Here is a 22593-nt window from a genome sequence, read left to right on the forward strand (position 1 = left end):
CTTTTCAACGCGGTGACACCCTGCATGAGCCGCAGGCGCCCGGACCGTAATTTCGATACTTTATCAGCCGAGCCTGTGGCAGACTGGCTTGAGCGGGCGCCCGGGAGTGCGCCGCAGAGGACGCGTCGGACGCGTTTGGTGGCAAGTTGAACGATGTCGCCCTACCCTTTGACAGCTTCGGCGTGAGCCATAAGGGCTGTGTCCGCGAGCACAATGAGGACAACTATCTGCTCGAGCCGCGAACCGGGCTTTGGGTGGTGGCTGACGGAATGGGCGGGCATGAGGCAGGAGAGGTCGCCTCGGCCAGCATTGTCGACCATCTGGCCACGATCGGCATCGCAAGCTCCGCTCCGGACCTGCGGGCGCGCTTCGAGGACAGGCTGAGCCGGGCCAATGCCGAGATCCGCAGGATATCGGAATCGCGCGGCATCACCATCGGCTCCACGGTCGCCGCCCTGTTGGCGATGGACGGACGCTTTGCCTGTCTGTGGGCGGGCGACAGCCGGATCTACCTGATCCGCAACGCCTCGATCTCGCAGATCTCGAAAGACCACACCGAAGTGCAGGAACTGTTGGACCGAGGCATGATCAGTGCAGCCGAGGCGCTCACCTGGCCACGCCGCAATGTCATCACACATGCGGTCGGCGTCAGCGATGACTTCATCATCGACTTCCAGCAAGGCGAACTGATGCCAGGGGACATTTTCGTGCTGAGCACCGATGGACTGACAGCGCATGTCACCGACGCGGAGATCGAGGCAGCGGTGGTGTCGGCAACGCCGCAGGCGGCCTGCGAGAATCTCTTGGAAACGGTGCTGGCGCGGGGCGGAACGGACAATGTCACCATTGTGCTGGTGAAGATCGGAAACGGGCGCAATGGACAATCGCTTCGCGCTGATCTGTCGAGAGCGGAGGGCTAAGGCTGATGAGCGCCGACGACAAGACGCGGATATCGCCGCAGGTGGCCAACACCGCCGTAGGCACACAGCTCAGCGGCATCTACGAACTTGACGAGCGGATCGCATTCGGCGGCATGGGTGAGGTCTACCGTGGCCACAACATCCAGACCGGAGACCATGTCGCGATCAAGATCGTCCTGCCCGAGTTTGCCCGTGACCAGACGATCCTGTCCTTGTTCCGCAAGGAGGCCTCGATCCTCAACCATTTGTCGCATGACGCGGTCGTGCGATACCACGTCTTCACCATCGATCCCGGGATCGGCCGTCCCTACCTTGCCATGGAATTCGTCGACGGCGAGTCGCTGTTCGACATCATGCGACGCGGGCCGATGCCGACGGAAGAGGTACGCAAGCTTTGCCATCGCCTCGCATCCGGCCTGAGCGCCGTGCATCAGGCAGGCGCGATCCATCGCGACCTTTCACCCGACAACATCATCCTGCCGGGAGGCCGCGTCGACCGCGCAAAGATCATCGATTTCGGCATCGCGCGATCGGCGACCGTGGGTGGTGAGACGCTGATCGGCGGAAAGTTCGCGGGAAAGTACAATTACGTTTCACCTGAACAACTCGGGCTTTACAGCGGCGACGTCCGTGAACAGTCCGATATCTACAGCCTTGGGCTGGTGCTGGCCGCCGCGCTGCGCGGCAAGCCGATCGACATGAGCGGATCACAGTTCGAGATCATCGAAAAGCGCCGGACCGTGCCCGACCTATCCGACATCGACGAGGATTTTCGCGGCATTGTCGAAGCCATGCTGCAACCGGATCCGCAGGACCGGCCGGTCAGCATGGCGGATATTGCCAGGATGACGCGCGACGAAGAAGAAGGAACAACGCCGCCGACGTCGATCACCCCCCGCGACCGGCCGGGCTTGCCTCGAGCCGGGCAGACCCTTGCTCCCGATCCCAGGGCGCAGCCTCAGCCATCCAACGTCCCGGGACACAATGCGCCGGCGGCAATTGGCGCGGGCGCGCAACCCTTCGTCCCGCATGTCCGGCCCGCGCTTTTGTCCGAACCGCAGCCTCGGGCGAACCCCAGCCCGCCGCGCGCTGCCGCCCGCAGCGCCCCGGGAAAACCCGCAAGGACCCGTACCGCCGCGATCGCCGCCCTGGCGGCGACGCTGGCTGTCGCCTCAGGCGCTGGCCTTTACCTGACCGGCTTCATGACGCCTGCGCCACCGACTGCCGGCAAGACGTCGCTTTCCGCGCCCGAACCGTCAAAGCCTGCCGCGGAAATGGCAAGGCCGCTCCCGACCGACAAGATCGCGAACGCCCCGGAACCGGCAAAGCCGGCTCCGCCCGCGCAGCCGGAAGCAAGCGTAGCGCCGGCTGAAAAACAGCCGGAGGCACAGGCGGCTCAAAAGCCGCAGCCGGCCAAGACCGCGGAAGCGCCCTCGCCGACCGAGGCACCCCCGAAGCCGCCGGCAATGGCGGCTCAACCGCAAGCAGAAGCGAGCACGCCATCGGCTGAAAGCCAGGCAGATACCAAGCCAGTGCAAGCGCCGGAGCCGGCGAAACCCACTGCCCCGCAAACGGCGGAACCCGTGAAGCCTTCGGCAACGAACGCGCCGCCAGAGGCATCGCCGGCAATCCAGCCGGATACGATGGCCAGCAACAGCCAAATGTCGGCCCCAGCATCCGAGACGACAGCTCCCACCCCGCCAGCCGAGAAGGTCGCAACACCGCCGCCGGCCCAGCCCGTGCAGCCCGAGCCACAGATCAGCCAGCCGGCAGCACCCAAGGCGGCCGTGCCGGCACCCAAACCCACTGCAGGCCAGACAGATGCCGCGAATACCGAGGGCCAAAACGCCTCGTTGCCGCCAACCAAACAGCCGGACCAAGCTGTCGTCGCGTTGACCGTGCCCAAACCAGCGATCCCCCCGGCCGTCGACGACAGCGCGCAACAAGTCTCCTGGATTCGCGACTTCAGCGGCGGCGACTGTTTCTACGCGACCATGACGTCGTCAGCCGACAAGGCCCCCGCGATCGAAGGATTTGGTACGACGGTCCAGCCATTCGAACAGATGCTGGGCGCTTTCCAGGCAAAATTCCATGTCGAGCCGGACATCAGCGTCCGCCTCATTGAGCAGAGCCAATGCGAAGTCACCAACTTTCTGCGCTTTCTGGGCCAGACCGCGGCCGACAAACCGCAGCTTGTTCTGGACCGGACATCGGTGCCGAACGGTACGCCGATCCGCGGCACGCTGGTGACGCGTGGCGGGCTCATTTCCAGTGTGCTGCTGATCGACCACAAGGGCATGGTGTTCAACCTCGACGACCGCATCGTCGTGCAATCGGACAAGGCTACCTTCAGCATCCCGATCGGGCTGGGCGCCGCCGACAAAGCCACCGGGAAGGCCGTGCCTCAGATCATAATGGTGATCACAGGCCCGCAGGATATTCAGGCGGCTGCCTTCTCCACGCCAACGCCGGCCTCGGTGCTGCTGCCCAAAATTCTCGAGGAGATCGAAACCGACGGATCTCAGTTTTCAGCGACTGCCAAGTATTTCCGGCTCGGCGGATAGCATGGGCGCCCGATGGAACTCAGCCGCGCGTGTTTGCCCCCTGCCGGCCTGCCCATAGAGCAGCGTGATCCGGCTCGAACCCTGCCTGCCCTGACGGGCCGCATCAAGCTCGCGGTCATGGCGGGAGCGGCACTGCTGGCCGTGCTGTTGTCCAGCGAGGCGCGCGCCGAATTCACGGTCTGCAACCAGACACTCGACGTCGTCAATCTCGCGGTTGGCCAGAAGGTCGACAATGCGGACCAGACCGACGGCTGGTGGACCATCGGCGCAAATCAATGCGTGAACGTCATCCGCGAGGAACTGACGAACCGTTACATCTACATCTATGCAACGGACGTGTTTGGCCATGCGATCCTTACCGGATCTACCGAGATGTGCATCGAGCGACGACGCTTTTCGATACGCGGCATCGACGATTGCTGGCAGCGTGGCCATATCGCGGCGCAATTTCTCGAAGTCGATACGCTTGAACAGGTGCGGTGGACCTTCTTCCTGACCGGAAGCAGTCCGTGACGCACAGTATCGACACGAGCTTCAAGCAGAAGAAGGAGGCGCGCGCCGCGCTGCGCAGGCGCACGTTTTGGCGCAGGCTCATTGCCGGTTTCGCCGTCATGGTCCTGCTCTCCATCGCAGCCGGTCTTTACTTTACCGCGGACTATTGGTCGTTCGGCGACGAAGACGAGGAATTGCACGCGGTCGAAGGCGTGGACGATGTGCCGGCCGATGCATCCGTCTACGTGCCTGCCATCATCGACCTTGCGGGAGATCCGATGTGGATCACCCTGGCGCCCGATGCCGACACGGCAAGCAAGGGCCATACGGTGGCGCGCCCGGCCGAGCTCGACAGTTCCGGCGCCTCGCCGCAGATCGAGATCCTCTCCGACGTGATGCTTAGCGCCAGCGAAAAGTTCATGACGACTATCCCGTCGACGCAGGAGGACTTCGCGTTCTTCCAGGCACAGCGGCGGACCGCTCCGGCATCTCCGGCTGCCGCACCCGCTGAGCAGGCCGCTCCGCCCGCCCCGGCGGCATCGGACGACCAGCAGGGCGACCTGGATAATGACCTTCAGGCGGCACCCGATGCGAGCGGGGCCCCAGCCGGTTCAGTGCCCAAGCAGGATGCCGACGACCCGGAGGCCGGCTGGGGAGAGACCGTCAATCAGGGCGAGGCAGCGCTGCCCGCCTTCACGAAGACCCAGATCGAGAACAATACGACCGTCGCAACCGTGACCAGCGAGTACCAGCGCTTCGAGGCGACCGAAGACACGTTCGTGAAGATCCTCAACGACCGCAGCCTGGACAGCGTTGCGCTCGATGCACATTTCTCCGCCGACGATGCCAAGCTGGCGGGCGAAGCGCTGAAGGCGCTCTTCAACCGGGACGGGCTGGAACCGGGCTATGTCGTCGCCATGCGCGGATTCCGGCCAAATCGTGGGACGACCACGATGTCGCTCATGCAGGTTTCGATCTACGCCAAGAATGTCTTTGTCGGCACACTGACGCGCAATTCTGCCGGCGCCTTCGTGTCGGGTGTCGACCCTTGGGTGCGCGAGGACCTGTTCAACTATTCCGGTACCGATCAAGGCGGGCCCAAGCGACAATACCGCCTGCTCGACGCGATCTATTCGACGGCCGCGCGCAACAAGGTTCCAACCGGCGTCATCGGCGAGGCGATCATGTACCTGTCGCGAGGACAGGACCTCGACGCCTTCGCCAGCGAGGACCAGCGCCTGGTGCTGATCTACTCACAGACGCCGCGCGGCAAGGACGAGACGTCCGGGCGGGTCCTTTATGTCGGCGTCCAGGGCGGTGAGAAGACCATCGACTGTTTCGTCTTCCAGCAGAGCGACGGCCAGTTCGCCTGCGTCACGGGCAATGACGAGGTGCGCTCGCTGACTGTCGCCAACGGCATGGTCACGCCGGTGAACGGGGTCATGACCTCGACCTTCGGCCCGCGCAAACACCCGATCCTCGGTGTCGTTCGCATCCACAAGGGTGTCGATTGGGCCGCCCCTGTCGGCACGCCGGTCGAGGCCGCCTTCGACGGCGAGATCAGTTTCCAGGGCGATGGCGGCGGCTATGGCAATCTGGTGAAGATCTCGCATGCGAACGGGCGCGAGACGCGCTACGCGCACATGCAAAAATTCGCCATTGCGAGCGGCGTCGGCACCAAGGTGAAGGCCGGCGACATCATTGGCTATATCGGCACCACCGGGCTTTCGACCGGCCCGCACCTGCATTTCGAGCTCTACCAGAATGGTGAGGCGATCGATCCGCTGGGGACGGTCACCACCGCCGCCGTCTATGATGCCGGCAATTCCGGCGATGTCGCCGTTGAAACGCTGACCGAGCGGATCGTTCATGTCGAAAGCGGCGGCAGCGCCCGCGCCAAGAACCCGAATTCCTCGGCGACCGGCGCCGGCCAGTTCATAACGAAGACCTGGATCCGGATGATGAATACCTATCGTCCGGAACTGGCGCGCACGCTGTCGACCGCCGACCTCTTGGCTCTGCGGTACGACGCCACGATTTCGCGTGAGATGGTGCGCAACCTGGCGCGCGAAGGCGAGGCTTATCTTCGGGCGCGCGGCCACCAGATCACGGCCGGCCGGCTCTATCTCTGTCATTTCCTGGGAATGGAAGGCGCGCATCAGGTGCTGGCGGCGCCAGCTTCGGCGCAACTGAGCGCCGTGCTGGGGGCGGCCGTCATCCAGGCCAACCCGTTTCTTACCGGCAAGACAGCCAGCTATGTGGTGGACTGGGCCGAAAGGAAAATGGGCCAAAAGCTGAGCCGTGTGGCCACCGACGCCAGCCCGCAGACAACGACAACGGAGATCCGCCAGACATCGCCGGAGTTCGAAAAATACAAGCAGGCCGTCGCCGCCCTCATAGGTTCGATTCAGAATACGCTTTGACCTACCATGGCATCAGTCACTCGGACTATTGGTGTTCCTGTTGCCAAGTGTTACCATAGCTGACTTTTTTCGGGCCGTTGTGAACCAAAATTGTGGTTAAGATCACATATGCCCAAGAGCCATGTTTCGGCACCAGCGACGCTGTCGCTGATGAAATTTAGCATACGCAGACATCAACAGTGCGCCCAAATCGGCGGAGGGCTGGTCCATGAAAGCGTTCGCAATATTTCTGAGCGGGATTTCCCTGTTTTTCCTTGCCGTTTTCAGCGCCGAGGCTGCGGTGCCTGAGGCCAAACGCGTCGCACTGGTGATCGGCAACAGCAAATATGTCCATGCGGTTACCTTGCCCAACCCGGCCAACGATGCCCACCTCATCGCATCGACGCTGCGCAACGCCGGCTTCGAGGTGATCGAGGGGGTCGACCAGGACAATGCCGGCATGCACAGCCTCATCAGCCGGTTCACCGAGCAATCCTACGACGCCGACCTCGCGGTGATTTTCTACGCCGGTCACGGCATGCAGGTCGACGGCAAGAATTTTCTCATTCCGGTCGACGCCGAGTTGACGTCGCCCGCCTATCTCAAGACACGCACCGTCCAGATCGACGAGTTCATGGCGGCGTTGCCCTCCGACCCGGCGGTCGGCGTCATCATCCTCGATGCCTGCCGCGACAATCCACTCGCCAGGACGCTGGCTGCCTCGCTGCCGAAGTCGCGCTCGCTGGGGTCCGGCCTGGCACCGATCGAAGCCAAATCCGAGGGCGTTGGAACAGGCGGCATCCTGATTGCATATGCCACGGATCCGGGCGCCATCGCTTTCGACGGCAACGGCGTCAACAGTCCCTACTCCACCGCACTCGCCAGACACCTGACCGAGCCCGGCGTCGAGATCCAGAGCGCTTTGACGCGCGTGCGCGGCGAAGTGAGCGAGACTACGCAAGGTCGCCAGCGGCCATGGCACAACGCGTCGCTGGGGCGCGAGGTGTTCATTGGAAAACCCGTCGCGGCAGAGGCGCCTGATGTAAATCCAGCGGCCGATGCATCGAATGCCGGAGCGACATCGGCTCCCGCCCCTGTTGCCAGTGATCCGCCCTCTTGGGAGGTCGAGCAACGTCTTTGGGATGAAGCTTCGAAGCGCAATTCAATTCCGTTCTACGAGGCCTATCTCGACCAGTTTCCGAACGGCCGCTTCGCCACTGTGGCGCGGCTGAACATCGACGAATTGAACGACCCGAAAGCGCAAAACCGGCAGGTCGCGGCACTTGATGCCGACCAGGCCAACGCCAGTTCCGGCTCTGCCGTGCGCACCTCGGTGAGCGTCCCCGACGAGGTGAAGCAAACACCGGGCACCGAGTTGACGGAAAGCGCCATTGGTCTTGATCGCGAGGGTCGCATCGACCTGCAATTGCGCATCGAAGCGCTGGGCAACGAACTTGGGCGCGTTGACGGAAACATCGGGCCCAAGACCCGGCAAGCAATCGGTATCTGGCAAGTCGAGAACGGCCTGCCGCAGACCACCTATCTGACGCGGGAGCAACTGGCGTTCCTGGTGATCCAGACAGACCCGATGATGGAAGCCGTGCGCGCCAGATACGCTGCCGATCAAGCCCGTGCGGCGGGGCTGAAAAAGCAGGTGGTGCAAAAGGTCCGCACCCAGAAACCGGCGGTTCAGAAACCCCGCAAAAAACAACAGGTCGTTCAGAAGCGGCGCTACCGCGAAACGATCGCGCGGGAGGACGATCTGCCACCACCCCGCGACAACAACGACTTCCTGACCAAGGCTCTGATCTTCGGGACAGGAGTGGCGGTGGGCGGCGTGCTCAAGCCGTGACGGTTAGAGAAATTACCAGGAAAAGCGCTACGCACTTTTCCTGGGATTCGTTTAGCGCGCTACTGCGTCTTTATCCGCATTTCCACGCGGCGGTTGACCGGATCGTACGGGTTGGGGCTGCGTGGATTCTTTTCGCCCATGCCGATCGCGTCGATGCGGGCCGCCTCGATCCCCTTGGCCGTCAGGAAGGCAGCCACCGATTGCGCTCGTCGTTGCGACAAGCCTTCGTTGTAATGCACCGTGCCGGTGGCGTCGGTGTAGCCTTCGACGACGAAGCTGAAAGTGCTCAGCCTGCTGTCCTTGAGTGCCTTGGCGAACTCGTCGAGTTCAGCGCGCGCGGTGGTGTCGAGCGCGGCCGAATCCAATCCGAAATTGATCAGCATATCGAGGCTGGATTTTTCGGCCGGCCCGTCCTTTGCCTTGCTCTTGCTTTTGCACTCCTCCTCGGTGCCGACACAAATTCCTCGCGATTTGCCAAGATCGGCCGCGCCGGCAAAAAACTTCACGATGTCTTCTGATTTCTGAACGGGGTCGGCGGAAGCGTGGGTCGAGAAAAACACGACCGCCAACACAAAGGCTGTACTGCCCCACTGCATAGCGGTTACTCCTGTTTGAGCATCCGATTTCGACGATCGTGATGATATCAAATTCCAAGGCGATTGTCTGTCGATAAACGCTGGGGCACGATAGTGCCAACGGGTCCCGCGGCATCACAGGTTCAGGCTTGACCCGCGCCGCGCCTGAGGCTTGAGTGGCCAAGGCTTCTCGATGAAAGCGTGGCGGTCATGGCCAATGGGCTCCGATTCAAGACGGCACGGGATCTTTTCATGGCTTGTCCCGCCATTGCCAGGGACATGAGAACCCCTCCAACCGAACAGAACTCGATCACGTTTTGCCGCGACCTCCTTGCCGGGCGCGTTCCCGAGGAAGCTATTACCTTTTGTGCCTACCTGCTTCCCGAGCGGGCCGCGATCTGGTGGGCGCATGAATGCCTGAGCCACCTGACCGACCTGTTCGATGGAACCGATCAGGAACTGCTTGCGCATGTTCGCGACTGGGTGGGTGAACCGGACAATCCCCGCCATCGGGCAACCGTCGGCAAAGCCGCGGCGGCACCACCGACAACGCCGGTCGGCTGGATTGCTCTCGCCGCCGGATGGCGTGACAACGGCTCGGCCATGGCCACGACCGAGGTAGCGGCCTTGCAACCATTTCCAGCTGCCCATGCAGTCAATGCCGGGATACTGGCCGGACTGGCCCGTGTCGCCCTCACGGACCGGTTTGCCGTTCTTTCGGCATTTGTCGACATGGGCATCCAGATGGCCGAGATCGAGGCGTTGCGCCAATCGGAAGATGCCTTTTAGGGCAATTCCAGGAAAAGTGTGAAACGGTTTGCCCACAGGAATTGAGTCAAAACAAAGAGTTAGAGCCGCATCCCGATCGGATGGACGCCGTCCCCTTCCTGCCTATTTGCAGCCGCCCTGCGCCCATTTGGCAAGCGCCACCTTGAAGCGTGTGCCCAGGGGATGTTGCAGGCGCAGCACCGAGACATCGTTGGCGGCAAAATTCTTCGCCTGATCACACAGCCGGGCCTCGTTCCATTCGTGGCAGCCGTCGCAGTGCTTGCCCTCCCATACCGACTTGTCCAACCCCTCCACTGGACTGAACAGCGGCTTGCCCTTGATCAGTTCGGCGATGCTCTTGCCGTCGATCGCCGCATCGCCGAAGTCGATCGGATGATCGAAAAGGATCGGGGCATCCGACGCCAGCTTGGGGATTTTCTGACGCAGCACATCGAGCGCAAGCTGGTCATCGCCCTGGTTCGCCGCCGCGCCGGTGTTGCGCGCTTCGGAGCCGCTTTCCGCCTGAGGCGCGCTCGCCTCGCCAACGATCAATGGCGCATTGAGATCGACCTTGTGCAGGACGACCTCCGTGGTCAGCGAAACGTTGATCCAGGGGCGCTGCTTGCCGGCGGTTGCCTTGAAAACAGCGCTGGTGACCCTGTTCATGGCCTCGGTGATGGAGACGTTGGATTCGCCGATGTGCTGAAGCAACGCCGCGGTGAAGGGCGAGTGCTCACCCGACCCGTCATAGGCGAGCTGATTGGGGCTGGCGGCGAAGGCGACGAGCGTGCCGGCGCCTCCATTCTCGATCGGGATCTCGGCCAGGCCGCTGCTCGCGCCGTTGACGCCCGCGGTCTTGGCCAGCGCCTCGGCGAGAGGATTGTCACGGCAGGCGTCGAGAAACACCAGCCTGATGCTGGTCTCCCGCGACATCTGTCGTAAAACGAAATCAACCGACACAGCCTCGAAGTCGAGAGAGGTCTCGTCCTCCAGCGCGGCGTCGACCGGAAGCAGGTAGTTCTTGCCCGAAACCTGCAAGCCGTGGCCGGCGTAGAAGAAGAGTGCGATGTCGGCACCGCGCACCTGTTTTGCAAACTGGGCGATCGTCGCCTGCGTCTGCAATTTGGTCTCGTCGAAGCCGGAAACGACCTCGAAGTCGAGCTTCTTCAAGCGTTCAGCCATGACCTGGGCGTCGCGCACCGGATTGGCGAGCGCCGCCGCGTGCTGGTACTGGGCGTTGCCGAGGACAAGCGCCACGCGGCGCTCGGCGCTGGCGCCCGTCAAAGTCAACAGCAAGGCGAGCGCCGCGAGACAGGCAGCGCGAAAGAAGCCACCGCAACGGGCGATCGGATCGGACTTCACCGCGACCTCAAAGCTTGGTGGCGGAAAACTCGATCCGCCGATTGAGCGCCTTGTTCTTGGGGGTATCGTTGGCGGCAACCGGCCGCTCCTCGCCATAACCCGCGGAACTGACCTGGTTGCGCGGGACGCCGGCGGCAACCAACGCATCCGCAACCGCCTGGGCCCGGCGCTCCGACAACAGCTTGTTCGCCTCCGGCGATCCATCTGAATCGGTATAACCGGAGACCTCGACCTTCAGGCTCGGGCATTTTCCGACGACGCCTTCAACCTCGGTCAGCAAGGGGCGGCTTTTCGCATCGAGCCGCGCACTGGCAGGCCGAAAATAGATGGCGCCGGTGCGCGAGAGCACGGCGAACCTGTTCAGGCATTCCTCGTCGCTGAAGTTCGCCTTGGCGGCATCCGTGGCAACCGGACCCACATCGGCCGAACTCGCCGCCGCAACCTGGGTGGCGGCCGGCTTGCTGCCATCGGCGGTAAAGACGAAATCGAACGATACCGACGCGGTGGGCACGATGTTGGTGACGTTGGCGGCCTGCTGCAGCTTGTCGATGTTCGGCAGCAGGCCGAAATCCTCGACATGGACCGCTACCGGAGCCTCCGACGCAACCGACACCATGGTGTCGCTGATCATGGTGACGACGACGCTGGCCTCGAGGTCCTTGTCGACGCCGTGCAGATTGAGGCGGAACGGCAGCGTTGCCTTCATCCTGCGCTTTGTCGCGAGGTCGGCGAATGCGGCGGGATCCACCTTCGCCGTAAGCTCGGCGGTCGGGTACTTGAATGTCTCGAAGAACAGGAAGCGCATGCGAACGTTGCGCAGATCGACGCCGGTATCGACCGAATTGAGGTCGAACGTGACCTTGGCATCACCCGCCGAGCTCAGCGTGCCGGTGATGTTCCTGATCTTGTTGGTCTCGACGATCGTGTTCTTCTTGACCGACTGGTAGGTGATCACCGAAGCGGTGGGATCGAGCGTCCAGTTCGGCGCGGCGCCCGCGGTTTGCGATCCGAACAGCAACAGCCCCGAGAAAGCGACGATCAGGCCGAGGGCCCTTATGGTGAGGTTCCCAAAACCCGTTCTCCACCGGAATGCGACGACTTCGAACATGGAACGCCCCTGCCCAGGACAACCGTACCTACTTCGCGCGAACGCAATTGAAGTATAGAGCACTTGTACCCTTTTGGCGAGCAGCCAGTCTTCCGGTCGAGGTCCGCTGCGAAATTGGCGGGCCAAATGGTGGCGAGCGGGTGTGGCTGCACCAAGTCAACCGCGGCGCGCCGCGAAAACCTTGACCTGCTGTAGAACAGCTCATCCCCAGCCGCCGCCGTTACCACCGTCCAGAGGTGGATCAACCGGCTTAATCACCTTCTTTGGCAGTGACCTTCTTCTGTTGGCTGATCTTCGTGGACGTGGTGCGAAGCAGCTTCGGTCTGTGACCCTCGCGGGTTGCTCAGACGCCGGAGCGCCGGAAATCCCGTGTAGCAGCCACCTACTACCAGCGACATGAATTTCGGCGCTACCTATTGTGAATGGCGCATCTGGCGATGGCAGTGTAGGGTTCCGCCGCACATAAGAATGACCGTACCTGCGGCACCGCCAAGCTGACGAATCTGGGAGGATTCATGGTCGAGATCATCTCCAAGCGGGACGGCCCGCGTCGTGAGGATGTTCAGGTCAAGCGGCTGATCGAGCAGAACCGCTCGACCATCGTTCGACTTGCCGACCAGATCAGCGGCGGCGGCTATTCGGCTTCCAGGAAGCCACGCCAGCAACCCAAGGCTGAAGGCCTGATCATCCACGTTGGCGGCAGCACGGCCACCGTGGCCGAGGCCAAGCCGTCCATCCGCGTCACCATGAATGGCCGTGTGATCTCCAAGGACCAGAATACCGGCCGCCAGCTTCATCATATCGGCGATATCCGCAATCGGGATGGAGAGCAGATCTTCGTTCTGGGAACAAAGCAGAACGGCTTTTTCTCGCCGGTCGACGAAGCCATCGGCGAGGCGCTCACCGAGTTGGACGGGTCTCGGCTGACCGCGACTTACACCGAGGAGCAGCTTGCAGCCGATATCGGCGCGAAACTCGGCATCGACTGACGGCAGGCTGTTGGGCGCCGCTGAGCATGCCCAATCCGCGACAGCATACAGAAATGGCATACCTCAAAAGGTACTGTGATGACTGAATGAGACACGCGAACGGCCCCGATCAGATGAAGACAAAGGCTATTCCGGCGCGTGCGTCGATGGCCACCGGACAGTTGGTTCTGGACAACGTCGACTATGACGAGCGCGCCACCATGCGCGCTTGGGAAAGTTTTCTGGCTGACGCGCCGAAGTGCGCCCGCGATCCGGTCCATGTCCGCTCGCTGATCCACGATTCCTGGTACCGTAGCGCCACCGGCGGCATCGACGCTCAAGGCATCGAGGCACCGCTCAGCAGCGACCGTGACGAGATCGAATATCTGACCCGCGCCAACGCCGAACTGCTTTCGGCGGCACGGCGATCGTTTGCGTCCCTTGGCCCATTGCTGGAGGGGACGGGAGCCATGCTGGTGCTCGCCGACAGCGACGGCGTGCTCATCGACGCGATCGGCGACAAGAAGACCCTGCATGACGGCCGGGACATTCATCTGGGCATCGGCGGCAAATGGAACGAGGATGCCGTTGGAACCAACGGCATCGGCACCGCGCTGTGGACTGGAGAGCCGATTTTCGTCCATGCCGCCGAACATTTCTGCGCCGGCATCAAATCTTGGACCTGCGCCGGCGCGCCGATCCGCGATCCCCTGGACGGCAAGATCATCGGCGTTGTCGACCTGTCGGGCTATTCGCCGATCTTCCGGCCGCACAACACGGCGCTGGTCGCGGCCACCGCCAGGCAGATCGAAAAGGCCCTGGCCGAACAGCAGCAGGAGCAGCGCACGCGCCTGCTCGAAGCCTTCATTTCCTCGGCACCCAGTTACCGCCGCAAAGATGGGTTGGTGATCGTCGATCATCGTGGCCGCGCGATCTTCTGCAACAACGTGCCCAATGGCGACACGACAGAGATGATGGACGGCCCGATGGAACCGGGGCGTGGTCGATGGCTGATGAACCTGCCGGCCTCCGGATCCGAGACCGATCTCGCCAACGCGTTGCCGGCGCATCTGCGATCCTGCCATGTCACACCGCTGAAGCTTGACGGCGATCTTCGTGGCGCGGCTCTGGTGTTTCCATCGGTGCCGGCCGTCTCGAGCATGACGGTGATCCGCCGAGAGGAAAACAAGCACCTGCGGACAGCCGCGGCGATGATCGTCGGCGAAAGCGAGAAATTGCTGGCTGCCGTCGATGTCGCCTCCCGGGTAGCCGGCTCGAACGGTGTCACCTCGTTGCTGATAGAAGGTGAAACGGGCGTCGGAAAAGAACTGTTTGCCCGGCTTGTCCATGCCGGCAGCCGACGCACTGAAAACGACCCTTTCATAGCCATGAACTGTGGCGCGATCACCAAGGAGCTTTTCGGCAGCGAATTGTTCGGCCACGTCGGCGGCGCCTTCACCGGAGCTTCGCGCGAGGGCAAGCCGGGCATCTTCGAACTCGCCAATGGCGGTGTGCTCAGCCTTGACGAAATCGGCGAGTTGCCGCTCGAAATCCAGCCCTTCCTGTTGCGTGTCCTGGAGGAACGCGTCGTCCACCGCATCGGCGATTCCAGGGGCCGGCCGGTGGATGTGCGGCTGGTCGCCTCGACCAACCGCGACCTCAAGCAGGAAGTGGCGGCCGGGCGCTTCCGCAGCGATCTCTATTACCGCATCGGTGCGGTTTCGATCCATGTCCCGGCGTTGCGCGAACGCGGTGACGACGTGCTGCTGCTGGTCGAGCATTTCAACCGGCAGATCGCGAAGCTGGCCGGCAACGACCCGCTGGAGTTTTCAAACGACGCCCTCGACGCGCTGCTAGCCTATCGCTGGCCAGGAAATGTGCGCGAATTGAAGAACCTGGTCGAGCGCCTGCATATACTGGCGCGCGGCGGCACGATCGACCTCCAGGACCTTCCCGGGGAAATCAGCGCGGGCAATCGCGACACCATGGCCATGCACGGCGACCATCCCGCGACCATGCTCGAAGCACCTGTATGCACCTTCGAGGATGCCGAACGCCAGGCGATCAAGAATGCGCTTGTCGCGGAGAGCGGCAATCTCAGCAAGGTTGCGCTGAGACTCGGCATTTCGCGGCCGACGCTCTATCGCAAGCTCGGCCAGTACGGCATCCGGCGCGGGTTCCTCTGACACGCGACAAAAAAGAACCCCACGGCATTCGCGCCATGGGGTTGGGGAAATGCGGCCGATGGATCGGACTGGCGACCGGCCTGCGCCTGCATTCCGGCCGAGCGTCAGGGAACGATGACGCCACGCCCGGTGAACCGCCGGTTCTTGAAATCGTCGAGCGCGGTGTTGATGCTGGCGAGATTGTATTCGGTGTAGTGCATCTTCACCTTGCCGTCGGCGTTGAGCTCCATCAGTTCGACAAGCTCGGTGAAATTGCCGACCAGGCTGCCGCCGATGTTGATCTCCTCGATGACGAGATGCGCGGTCGGCACATTGATGTTGCCGCCATAGCCAACGACGAACAATTGCCCACCCTTGCGCACCATCTTCCAGCAGATGTTCTCGACGCCGAGTTCGCCGACGAAGTCGATGACCACATGCGCGCCGCCGCCGGTGATCTGGCTGACCTCCTCGATGACGTTTGGCCCGCCATCAAGGATGAAGTCGGCACCCAGATCCTTGGCCAGCACCCGTGCTGCCGGTTCGCGATCGACGGCGATGATGCGGCAACCCGAGATCGCGTGCAGCGATTGCAACGCGATGTGGCCGAGCCCGCCTATGCCGAGCAGCACGCAATAACTCCCCGGCCGCAGCAGCTTGGCGGCGCGTTTGGCGGCGCGGTAGGCGGTAATGCCGGCATCGGCCAGCGGTGCCACCTCGATCGGCGTGATGTTGGCGTTGAGCTTGATCAGCGAGCGTTCGCTGGTGATGAAGTATTCGGCGAAGCCGCCATTCATGCCAAGGCCAGGGAATTGGCCGTTGTCGCAATACATGTCCTCGCCATGGCGGCAGTTGAGGCAGATGCCGCATGAGCGAAAGGGATGGCAGATAACCGCATCGCCGCGCTTGACCGATTTGACGCCGCTGCCGACCTCTTCGACCCAGCCGGCATTTTCGTGACCCATGATGTAGGGCAAAAGCGTGCCCTCGGGATCCATGGTCGGCTTCCAAACACCCTCGATGATGTGCAGGTCGGTACGACAGAGACCGGCGGCACCCACCCGTACGATCACCTCGTCGGGTGCGGTGATTGTCGGCGCCTTGACCTCCTCGATCTTGAGCTGGACGTTCATTTTCGGGTCGTATTCGTAGAGTCTGGCAGCTTTCATCGTCGTATTCCTTCAACGTCGAGATTGTCTGGATTGCTTCAGGCGCGGCCGAGCTTTTCCGAGCCGCCGCCGCGCGCCGGACCGGCCGTCGGATCCTCATCCTCGGCGAGGTCGCCAATCAGCGTTTCGGTGGTCAGGATCAGCGTCGCCACCGACGCCGCGTTGGCGAGCGCGGTGTAGGTGACACGAACCGGATCAATGATCCCCGCCTCGAACATGTTCTGGTAGGCGCCGGTCGATGCGTTGTAGCCATAGCCGCCGTTGATGCGGGTGACCTCGACCACCACGGCTTCGGGATCGGCGCCGGCATTGGCGGCGATGCGCCAGAGCGGTCGCGTCAGGACCGAGCGCACCAGGCGCACGCCCTCGGCGACGTCGCCGTCGACCCCGGCCACCACCTTGTCGAGCAACGGCGCGATCTGTGCGAGTGCCGAGCCGCCGCCGGCGACCACGCCCTCTTCGGATGCGGCGCGCACCGCATTCAAGGAATCCTCGATCAACTGGATGGTCCGCTTCTGCTCGACCGGCGTAACGCCGCCGGCATAGAGGATCGCGGTGCCGCCCGAGAGCTTGGCCAGGCGTTCGCGCAGCTTGTCCTGGTCGATGTTCGGCTGCGAAGCTTCATACTGCCGCTGAACCTGGGCACGGCGCGAGGCGATCGCCGCATGGTCGCCGCCGCCGCGAATGATCGAGGTGTAGGACGAACTGGTCTTCACCCGGTCGGCGGTTCCGAGATCCTCGGCGGTGACATCCTCGAGCCGGCCGCCGAGATCGCGCGCGATCACCTTGCCGCCGGTGATGATGGCCAGATCCTCCATCATCGCCTTGCGCCAATGGCCATATTCCGGCGGATGAACGACGAGGTATCGTCCCGGCCCCTGCTTGCCGAGCAGCGTCACCACCACTTCCGGCGACATCTCCTCGGATACGATCAGCAACGGCCGGCCATCCTCGTCGGCAATGCGGCGAACCGCATCGAGCTGTCCCGGCTCCTTGATCTTGAGGTCGGTCATCAGGATGTAGGGCCGTTCGAGAACCGCCTCCATCTTCTCCTGGTCGGTCACCATGTGATGCGAGAGATAGCCGCGTTCGAAGGACATGCCCTCGACGACGTCGAGCGTGGTTTCGGTGGTGACGCTGAAATCGGTGGTGATGACGCCTTCGGCACCCACCCGCTGATGCGCCTCCGCCACCAGGGCGCCAAGCTTGGCGTTGGTCGCCGCTATGTTGGCGACCGACGCCAGGATGCCGTTGCCCTTGGCGGGCTTGGCGGAAGTCTTGAGCGCGGCCACCACCGCCGCCACGGCAAGGTCGATGCCTTTGCACAGATCGACCGACTTCACCCCGCGCTCGTTCGCTTCGACGCCGCCCTGGATCAGCGCATTGGCGAGCACGATGGCCGTCGTGGTGCCATCGCCGGCGACCTCGTTGGTCTGCATCGATACTTCGCGGACGACTTGCGCGCCCATGTTTTCGAAACGGTCGTGCAACTCGATCTCGGAGGCGATGCTGACACCATCGCGGGTCACCATCGGCGTGCCGATCGGCCGGTCGATCATGGCGTTCATGCCTTTAGGGCCGAGCGTCGGCTCGACGGCGGCGGCGAGCCGAAAGACGCCACGGGCGAGAGCGCGGCGAGCTTCGGAATTATGAAGCATTATCTTGGGCATGGTTCCTCCTTCCGCCTTACGGGCGGGTTGTTGGTTAGGGGCCTCGTGCAAGGGAGGCCGTTGCTGTCGGCTCTGCTTCAAGCGGTTGGTGCGACTCGCACCGGCACGCGATCCATGATGAAATCGACCAACGTCGGTTCGCCGTCGACCACATCCAGTTCCTTGTATCTGGTCTGCTTGAGTCCCCGGCACAGCGCGCCGTTGAACTCCATGTTGATGCGCACACCGCGCAATTCGGCGAGGTAGGCGCTGAGTGCGGCAGGCGGTACGGGTCGCCCTTCCCAGGTCACGAAAACGGGTTCGTCCGCCCTGCGGCCGGGAAAACGCTCGAGCAGGGCCGCCCGGTATCTCGGCTTCTGTTTGGCTGCCTCGCCCGGCTTGAAACGCGCGACGTCATATGCCGGCAGGTCCATGCCGAGGATTTCGCGATCGGTGAGACCGTGCGCCTTGAGGCCGCGCAGAAGTGCCTCCTGTCGCCGCTTGAAGGCCTTCATCGCGAAGGTTTCGCGCAAGGCGCCGAGATCCTGATCCTCGGCAAGCACGGCGAAGATGTCGCCGAACGCCTTGCCGGCCTCCATGCCGCGATTGACCTCTTCGGCGAACATGTGATCGTGCAGCTTGACGCGATAGGCCGGTGACCAGGAAAGCTGGTCGAGTGCCTTGCGCACACCGTCCAGCATCAGGAACGCGAAGTTGGGCGAGCACCAGTAGGTCGGCAGCCGGAAATCTATCTCCACGCTGCCATCGCCCTTCACCTCGCCCCGCTCGACGAAACCCATCTCGGTGATGGGTTCGTCGAGTTCAGGGTCATTGACCTCACCAAGGCGCCGCCAGAGTTCCTTCTGGCGGTCGCCGGAAACGGTGGCGGTTGCCATGCCCCCTACTCCGCCGCGATGCTGAAAGGCGAGCTGGCGAGCGCCTTCTTCTTGGCTTCGATATCGATGTTGTAGAGGCGCGCCGCGTTGAGGCCGAGGATCTTCTCCTTGATCTCGTCGGTCAGCTGCACACCCCGTTCGGCGGCGATGTCCTGCGGGATCTGGTAGGCCCAGAATTTCTCGACCAGCCAGCGTGGCGTCCAGATCGCGTAATCTGAACCGAACAGGATCTTCTCCGGCCCGAGCCAGAACAGAAGCTCGGCGATGACCTCGCCGAAATAGCGCGGGCGTGCGTGGATAAAGGGCAGTGCCACCGCCAAGCCGCCATAGACGTTGGTTTCCTGCGTCGCGATCCAGCAGAAATCGTCGAGGCGCGGCAGGCCGCAATGCTCGATGATCCAGTTGAGGCCCTGGAAATCCGTCGCCGCATGATCGACGTCATGAACGTCGAACGCATCCTTCGAGAGCGGCAGGATCGTCGGGCCCTTGTGGACGTGAATGTTCCTGATGCCGAGTTTGTCGCAGAGCTCGAAGCATTTGTAGGCATCGGGATCGGTGAGCTTCCAGCCCTTGGAGGCGCCGTTCCACTCGGCCGTGTACATCTTCACGCCCTTGACGTTGTAGGTCTCCTTGAGGAAGTGGATGTATTCCAGCGCCTTCTCACCATCGCGCGGATCGAAGGCGCCGTTGACGATGAAACGCTCGGGGTAGCGCTTGGCCACCTCGGCATTGCGCTCGATCGTGTTGAAGCCGTTCTTGTAGAAGTCCTTGAGATAGGTGGACTGGACGATCGCCACATCGTCGGGACCGTCGATGAACAGGTCGCGATAGAGATCGTCGGCGCTGTACTTCTCGAACTTGCTCTTCTCCCACAGCTGCTCCTTGGGGCTCAAACCCGTGTGGTAGGCATAGAAGCACTCGATGAACTGCTTGCCGTGGATGTTCTTCTGGTTTTCCGGGCTGCCGTCCCAGAAATGGGTGTGGCCGTCGACTATGAAGATGTCCTTGCCTTCCGGTGTTCTGTACATGTTTTCCTCCACGCGAATGGGTTGCTTTGAATGGCTGCGGGTTAGATTGTGATTGCGACCTTGAGGACGCCGTCGCGCTGGTTCGCGAACAGCTCATAAGCGTCCTCGATCTGGTCGAGTTTGAAGCGGTGCGTGACCAGGCCGCCGAGATCGACCCGGCCTGCCGAGATCACTCCCAGCATTCTGCGCATCCGCTCCTTGCCTCCGGGGCAAAGGGACGTCCGGATGGATTTGTCGCCCAGGCCCGCGGCAAATGCATCGAGCGGAATCTTGAGATCGGAGGAGTAGACGCCGAGGCTGGACAGCACGCCGCCCGGACGCAAGACACGCAGGGCGGACTCGAACGTTGCCTGAGTGCCCAATGCCTCGATCGCGACGTCGACACCGCGCCCGTCCGTCAACCTCATGATGGCGTCGACGGGGTTCTCCTTCTTGAAGTCGACGACGATATCAGCGCCCATCCGGCGTGCCATTTCCAGGCGAGCCGGCACAGTGTCGACCGCTATGATCGTCGTTGCGCCCATGAGCTTTGCGCCAGCGGTCGCGCAAAGACCGATCGGTCCCTGGGCAAATACCGCGACGGTGTCGCCAATCCGGATACCCCCGGTTTCCGCGCCCGCGAAGCCGGTGGACATGATATCGGGGCACATCAGCACCTGCTCGTCGGTGACCCCGTCGTCAACGGGCGCCAGATTGGCCATCGCGTCCGGCACGCGGACATACTCGGCCTGGCAGCCGTCAATGGTATTGCCGAACTTCCAGCCGCCGATTGCCTGCCAGCCATGCTTGGTGCCGGCACCATCCTGAGAACCGCATCCGCAGAGGCAGGCATGGCTCCAGCCGGAAGGGGTGATCGCGCCGGCGATGACACGCTGACCCTCCTTGAAGCCGTCTACGCTTGATCCGAGCTTCTCGATGATGCCAACGGGCTCGTGGCCAATCGTCAGACCTCTGGCGACCGGATATTCGCCTTTGAGGATATGGACATCGGTTCCGCAAATGGTCGTGGTGGTTACGCGAATAAGCGCGTCCTGAGGACCGATATCGGGAATTGGCTTGTCCTCAAGGACAATGCGCCCTTTCTCGACAAATACCGCGGCTTTCATTTTCGAAGACATTCGTATTCCCTCTGTAGTCCGGCAATTCTCAATCACCTTGCGTGGTTCAGTGCCGGAAAAGCATCTGCTTTCCCGGCACTGGTTTTGGCGGTTATTCGATGTATTCGAACATCTCGTCCATGTTGCCGAACAGGATCACGGTGTTGTCGTCGACGCGAACCATGCGGCCGTAATGGGTGGAGGTGTTGACCTCGAAGGTCTCGGCCGACATCTCGCGGCCGAGATATTCACCGATCGCGTCCATCTTGAAGATCAGCTTGCCGTCGCCGTCGATGCGGATCAGTGCCGGCTGATAGGTGATGGTCACCCCAGGCTTCTGGCCCATGAATTCGGCAATGGCGCGTGCCTCGACCGAGTCGTTCATGGTGACGCCGCACTGATGCGAAATCGTCTGCTCGAAGGTGATGTCCTTCATCGCCTTGAAGATGTTGGAATGCGTTGCGTCGCGTGCAGATAGTGACATGACGATTTTCTCCTGTTTCAGCGCTTGAGGCCGAGTTCGCCGAGGATCTGGCCAATCCGTTCCTCGGATTTGGCACGGACATCGACGAACGCGACGGGCTTGGAATGCGGCATCGACCAGATCGGCTGCAGGCCGGTGGCTGCCTTGTCGGCGAGCGCGCCGTGCTTCTTGACCCAGCCCTGGAAGAGCTTCTTGTTCGCCGCGCCGTATTTCTCGTCGTTGGCGAGCATGTGGATCAGGTCGATCGTGTTGGCGAGGTTGCGCTCGTAGTCCGCCTCGGCCGCCGAGATCACCGCGGGCGTGATGAAGTCGTGGTTGGCGGCGGCGATCTGCATCAGGAAACCGGAGCGGAACACCTCGCCGACCAGCGGCTCGAAGACGATGTTGATGGCGAAATACTGCTCGAGATAATCCGTCGCGCCCATGATGGTCTCGACCGCTTCGCGCGTGCCCTGCCAGTTCTTGTCCTCGAGCCAGGCCTTCTTGCCGAGTTCGTCGTCCCAGCCCGGCAGGTCCATGCCGATCTCGGCAAGGTAGAGCGTGATGTCCTGGGCAAGCCGCAGCTTGTAGGACGAGTTGGTCAGCGTCGCGTTGTTGATCATCTGGGTGTAGCCGTAACGCTGCGCCTGCATCAGCGAGGTGCCGAGCCCGAATTCGGCATGTTTCCAGGCGCCGAGTTGCGTCTGCAGGATCTTGACCCAGGCCTTGTCGAAGGTCTTCGGCGCACCCGACTTGCGGGCATTGTTGATGACGCTCTGCACCATCGTCTCGATCTTCGACTGGCGCTGATAGTGCGTGCGCTCCCACTCCTGGTCGGGGGCGCGGAAGGCGTGCCAGTTGGAGCTCTGGGCAGCGGTGTTCTGCTTGACATAGGCGCCCTTGCCGTCGGCGAAGGAGATGATCCAGTCCTGGATCAGGTAGCGTTCCGGATCGGGTTGAACGTCGACCGTCATGTCCTCGTAGTGTGTGGCACGCTGGCCTTTCGGCTCGAAGTACCGGTATTTCCGGCTGTCGGAGTCGGCGAAGATCGCGGCACCAGCGGCTCCGGAACCGACTGAACTCGAGGTTGCAGGCATAGTCTCTCTCCCTTGTTG

General features: G+C 62.5%; 18 protein-coding genes. 8 read left to right on the forward strand and 10 right to left on the reverse strand.

The annotated features are described in order from the left end of the window. Positions 1-146: 146 nt before the first annotated feature. The 5 genes from EB231_RS28465 to EB231_RS28485 all read left to right on the forward strand — a co-directional run bounded on the left by EB231_RS28465 (position 147) and on the right by EB231_RS28485 (position 8230). A complete protein-coding gene (locus EB231_RS28465; protein WP_172351742.1) occupies positions 147-920 on the forward strand; it encodes a PP2C family protein-serine/threonine phosphatase in 774 nt (257 codons plus the stop codon). Positions 921-925: 5 nt separating this feature from the next. Continuing rightward, positions 926-3484, forward strand: coding sequence for a serine/threonine-protein kinase (locus EB231_RS28470; protein ID WP_172351743.1), 2559 nt, complete (start codon positions 926-928; stop codon positions 3482-3484). A gap of 117 nt (positions 3485-3601) precedes the next feature. Further along, the gene (locus EB231_RS28475) at positions 3602-3997 is read left to right on the forward strand and encodes a DUF1036 domain-containing protein (RefSeq protein ID WP_172353055.1); all 396 of its coding nucleotides are present in this window, start codon (positions 3602-3604) and stop codon (positions 3995-3997) included. Beyond that, positions 3994-6399 carry a M23 family metallopeptidase gene (locus EB231_RS28480; protein ID WP_172351744.1) on the forward strand — a complete coding sequence of 802 codons (2406 nt, stop codon included), beginning with the start codon at positions 3994-3996 and terminating at the stop codon, positions 6397-6399. Before EB231_RS28475 ends, EB231_RS28480 begins: the two co-directional genes overlap by 4 nt. Before the next feature lie 208 nt (positions 6400-6607). After that, positions 6608-8230: a caspase family protein gene (locus EB231_RS28485; protein WP_172351745.1), complete on the forward strand. Its 1623-nt coding sequence runs from the start codon at positions 6608-6610 to the stop codon at positions 8228-8230. 59 nt (positions 8231-8289) lie between these two features. Here EB231_RS28485 and EB231_RS28490 read toward each other — a convergent pair whose 3' ends face one another. Further along, on the reverse strand, positions 8290-8826 hold the full coding sequence (locus tag EB231_RS28490; RefSeq protein WP_172351746.1) for an OmpA family protein: 537 nt from the start codon (positions 8824-8826) through the stop codon (positions 8290-8292). Positions 8827-9015: 189 nt separating this feature from the next. Between EB231_RS28490 and EB231_RS28495 the strand changes: the two genes are divergently transcribed. Beyond that, the gene (locus EB231_RS28495) at positions 9016-9594 is read left to right on the forward strand and encodes a DUF6931 family protein (RefSeq protein WP_172353056.1); all 579 of its coding nucleotides are present in this window, start codon (positions 9016-9018) and stop codon (positions 9592-9594) included. A gap of 102 nt (positions 9595-9696) precedes the next feature. Here the strand turns inward: EB231_RS28495 and EB231_RS28500 are convergent, their stop codons facing one another. Together EB231_RS28500 and EB231_RS28505 are read right to left on the reverse strand one after the other, a co-directional pair. After that, positions 9697-10935, reverse strand: coding sequence for a caspase family protein (locus tag EB231_RS28500; RefSeq protein WP_246740742.1), 1239 nt, complete (start codon positions 10933-10935; stop codon positions 9697-9699). Between the two features lie 7 nt (positions 10936-10942). Next, positions 10943-12106, reverse strand: a complete 1164-nt coding sequence (locus EB231_RS28505; RefSeq protein ID WP_246740743.1) for an OmpA family protein — start codon at positions 12104-12106, stop codon at positions 10943-10945. A 452-nt stretch (positions 12107-12558) separates the two neighbouring features. On the opposite strand from EB231_RS28505, the gene EB231_RS28510 reads away from it, so the two are divergent. Continuing rightward, positions 12559-13032, forward strand: a complete 474-nt coding sequence (locus EB231_RS28510) for a hypothetical protein (protein ID WP_172351747.1) — start codon at positions 12559-12561, stop codon at positions 13030-13032. An 86-nt stretch (positions 13033-13118) separates the two neighbouring features. After that, the gene (locus EB231_RS28515; protein ID WP_172351748.1) at positions 13119-15197 is read left to right on the forward strand and encodes a sigma-54-dependent Fis family transcriptional regulator; all 2079 of its coding nucleotides are present in this window, start codon (positions 13119-13121) and stop codon (positions 15195-15197) included. A gap of 104 nt (positions 15198-15301) precedes the next feature. Here the strand turns inward: EB231_RS28515 and EB231_RS28520 are convergent, their stop codons facing one another. The 7 genes from EB231_RS28520 to EB231_RS28550 form a co-directional block, all read right to left on the reverse strand. Then, a complete protein-coding gene (locus EB231_RS28520; protein WP_172351749.1) occupies positions 15302-16345 on the reverse strand; it encodes an NAD(P)-dependent alcohol dehydrogenase in 1044 nt (347 codons plus the stop codon). A 38-nt stretch (positions 16346-16383) separates the two neighbouring features. Continuing rightward, positions 16384-18015, reverse strand: a complete 1632-nt coding sequence (locus tag EB231_RS28525) for a molecular chaperone GroEL (protein WP_172351750.1) — start codon at positions 18013-18015, stop codon at positions 16384-16386. A gap of 77 nt (positions 18016-18092) precedes the next feature. Then, positions 18093-18890, reverse strand: coding sequence for an iron-sulfur cluster assembly protein (locus tag EB231_RS28530; RefSeq protein ID WP_172351751.1), 798 nt, complete (start codon positions 18888-18890; stop codon positions 18093-18095). 5 nt (positions 18891-18895) lie between these two features. Continuing rightward, on the reverse strand, positions 18896-19918 hold the full coding sequence (locus EB231_RS28535) for an amidohydrolase family protein (protein ID WP_172351752.1): 1023 nt from the start codon (positions 19916-19918) through the stop codon (positions 18896-18898). A 41-nt stretch (positions 19919-19959) separates the two neighbouring features. Beyond that, positions 19960-21036 carry an NAD(P)-dependent alcohol dehydrogenase gene (locus EB231_RS28540; RefSeq protein WP_172353059.1) on the reverse strand — a complete coding sequence of 359 codons (1077 nt, stop codon included), beginning with the start codon at positions 21034-21036 and terminating at the stop codon, positions 19960-19962. A gap of 91 nt (positions 21037-21127) precedes the next feature. Next, positions 21128-21499 carry an MmoB/DmpM family protein gene (locus EB231_RS28545; RefSeq protein WP_056565037.1) on the reverse strand — a complete coding sequence of 124 codons (372 nt, stop codon included), beginning with the start codon at positions 21497-21499 and terminating at the stop codon, positions 21128-21130. A 17-nt stretch (positions 21500-21516) separates the two neighbouring features. Continuing rightward, a complete protein-coding gene (locus tag EB231_RS28550; RefSeq protein ID WP_140610910.1) occupies positions 21517-22575 on the reverse strand; it encodes an aromatic/alkene monooxygenase hydroxylase subunit beta in 1059 nt (352 codons plus the stop codon). Positions 22576-22593 lie beyond the last annotated feature (18 nt).

The organism is Mesorhizobium sp. NZP2298 (assembly GCF_013170825.1).
In the GTDB taxonomy this organism is placed as follows: Bacteria; Pseudomonadota; Alphaproteobacteria; order Rhizobiales; family Rhizobiaceae; genus Mesorhizobium.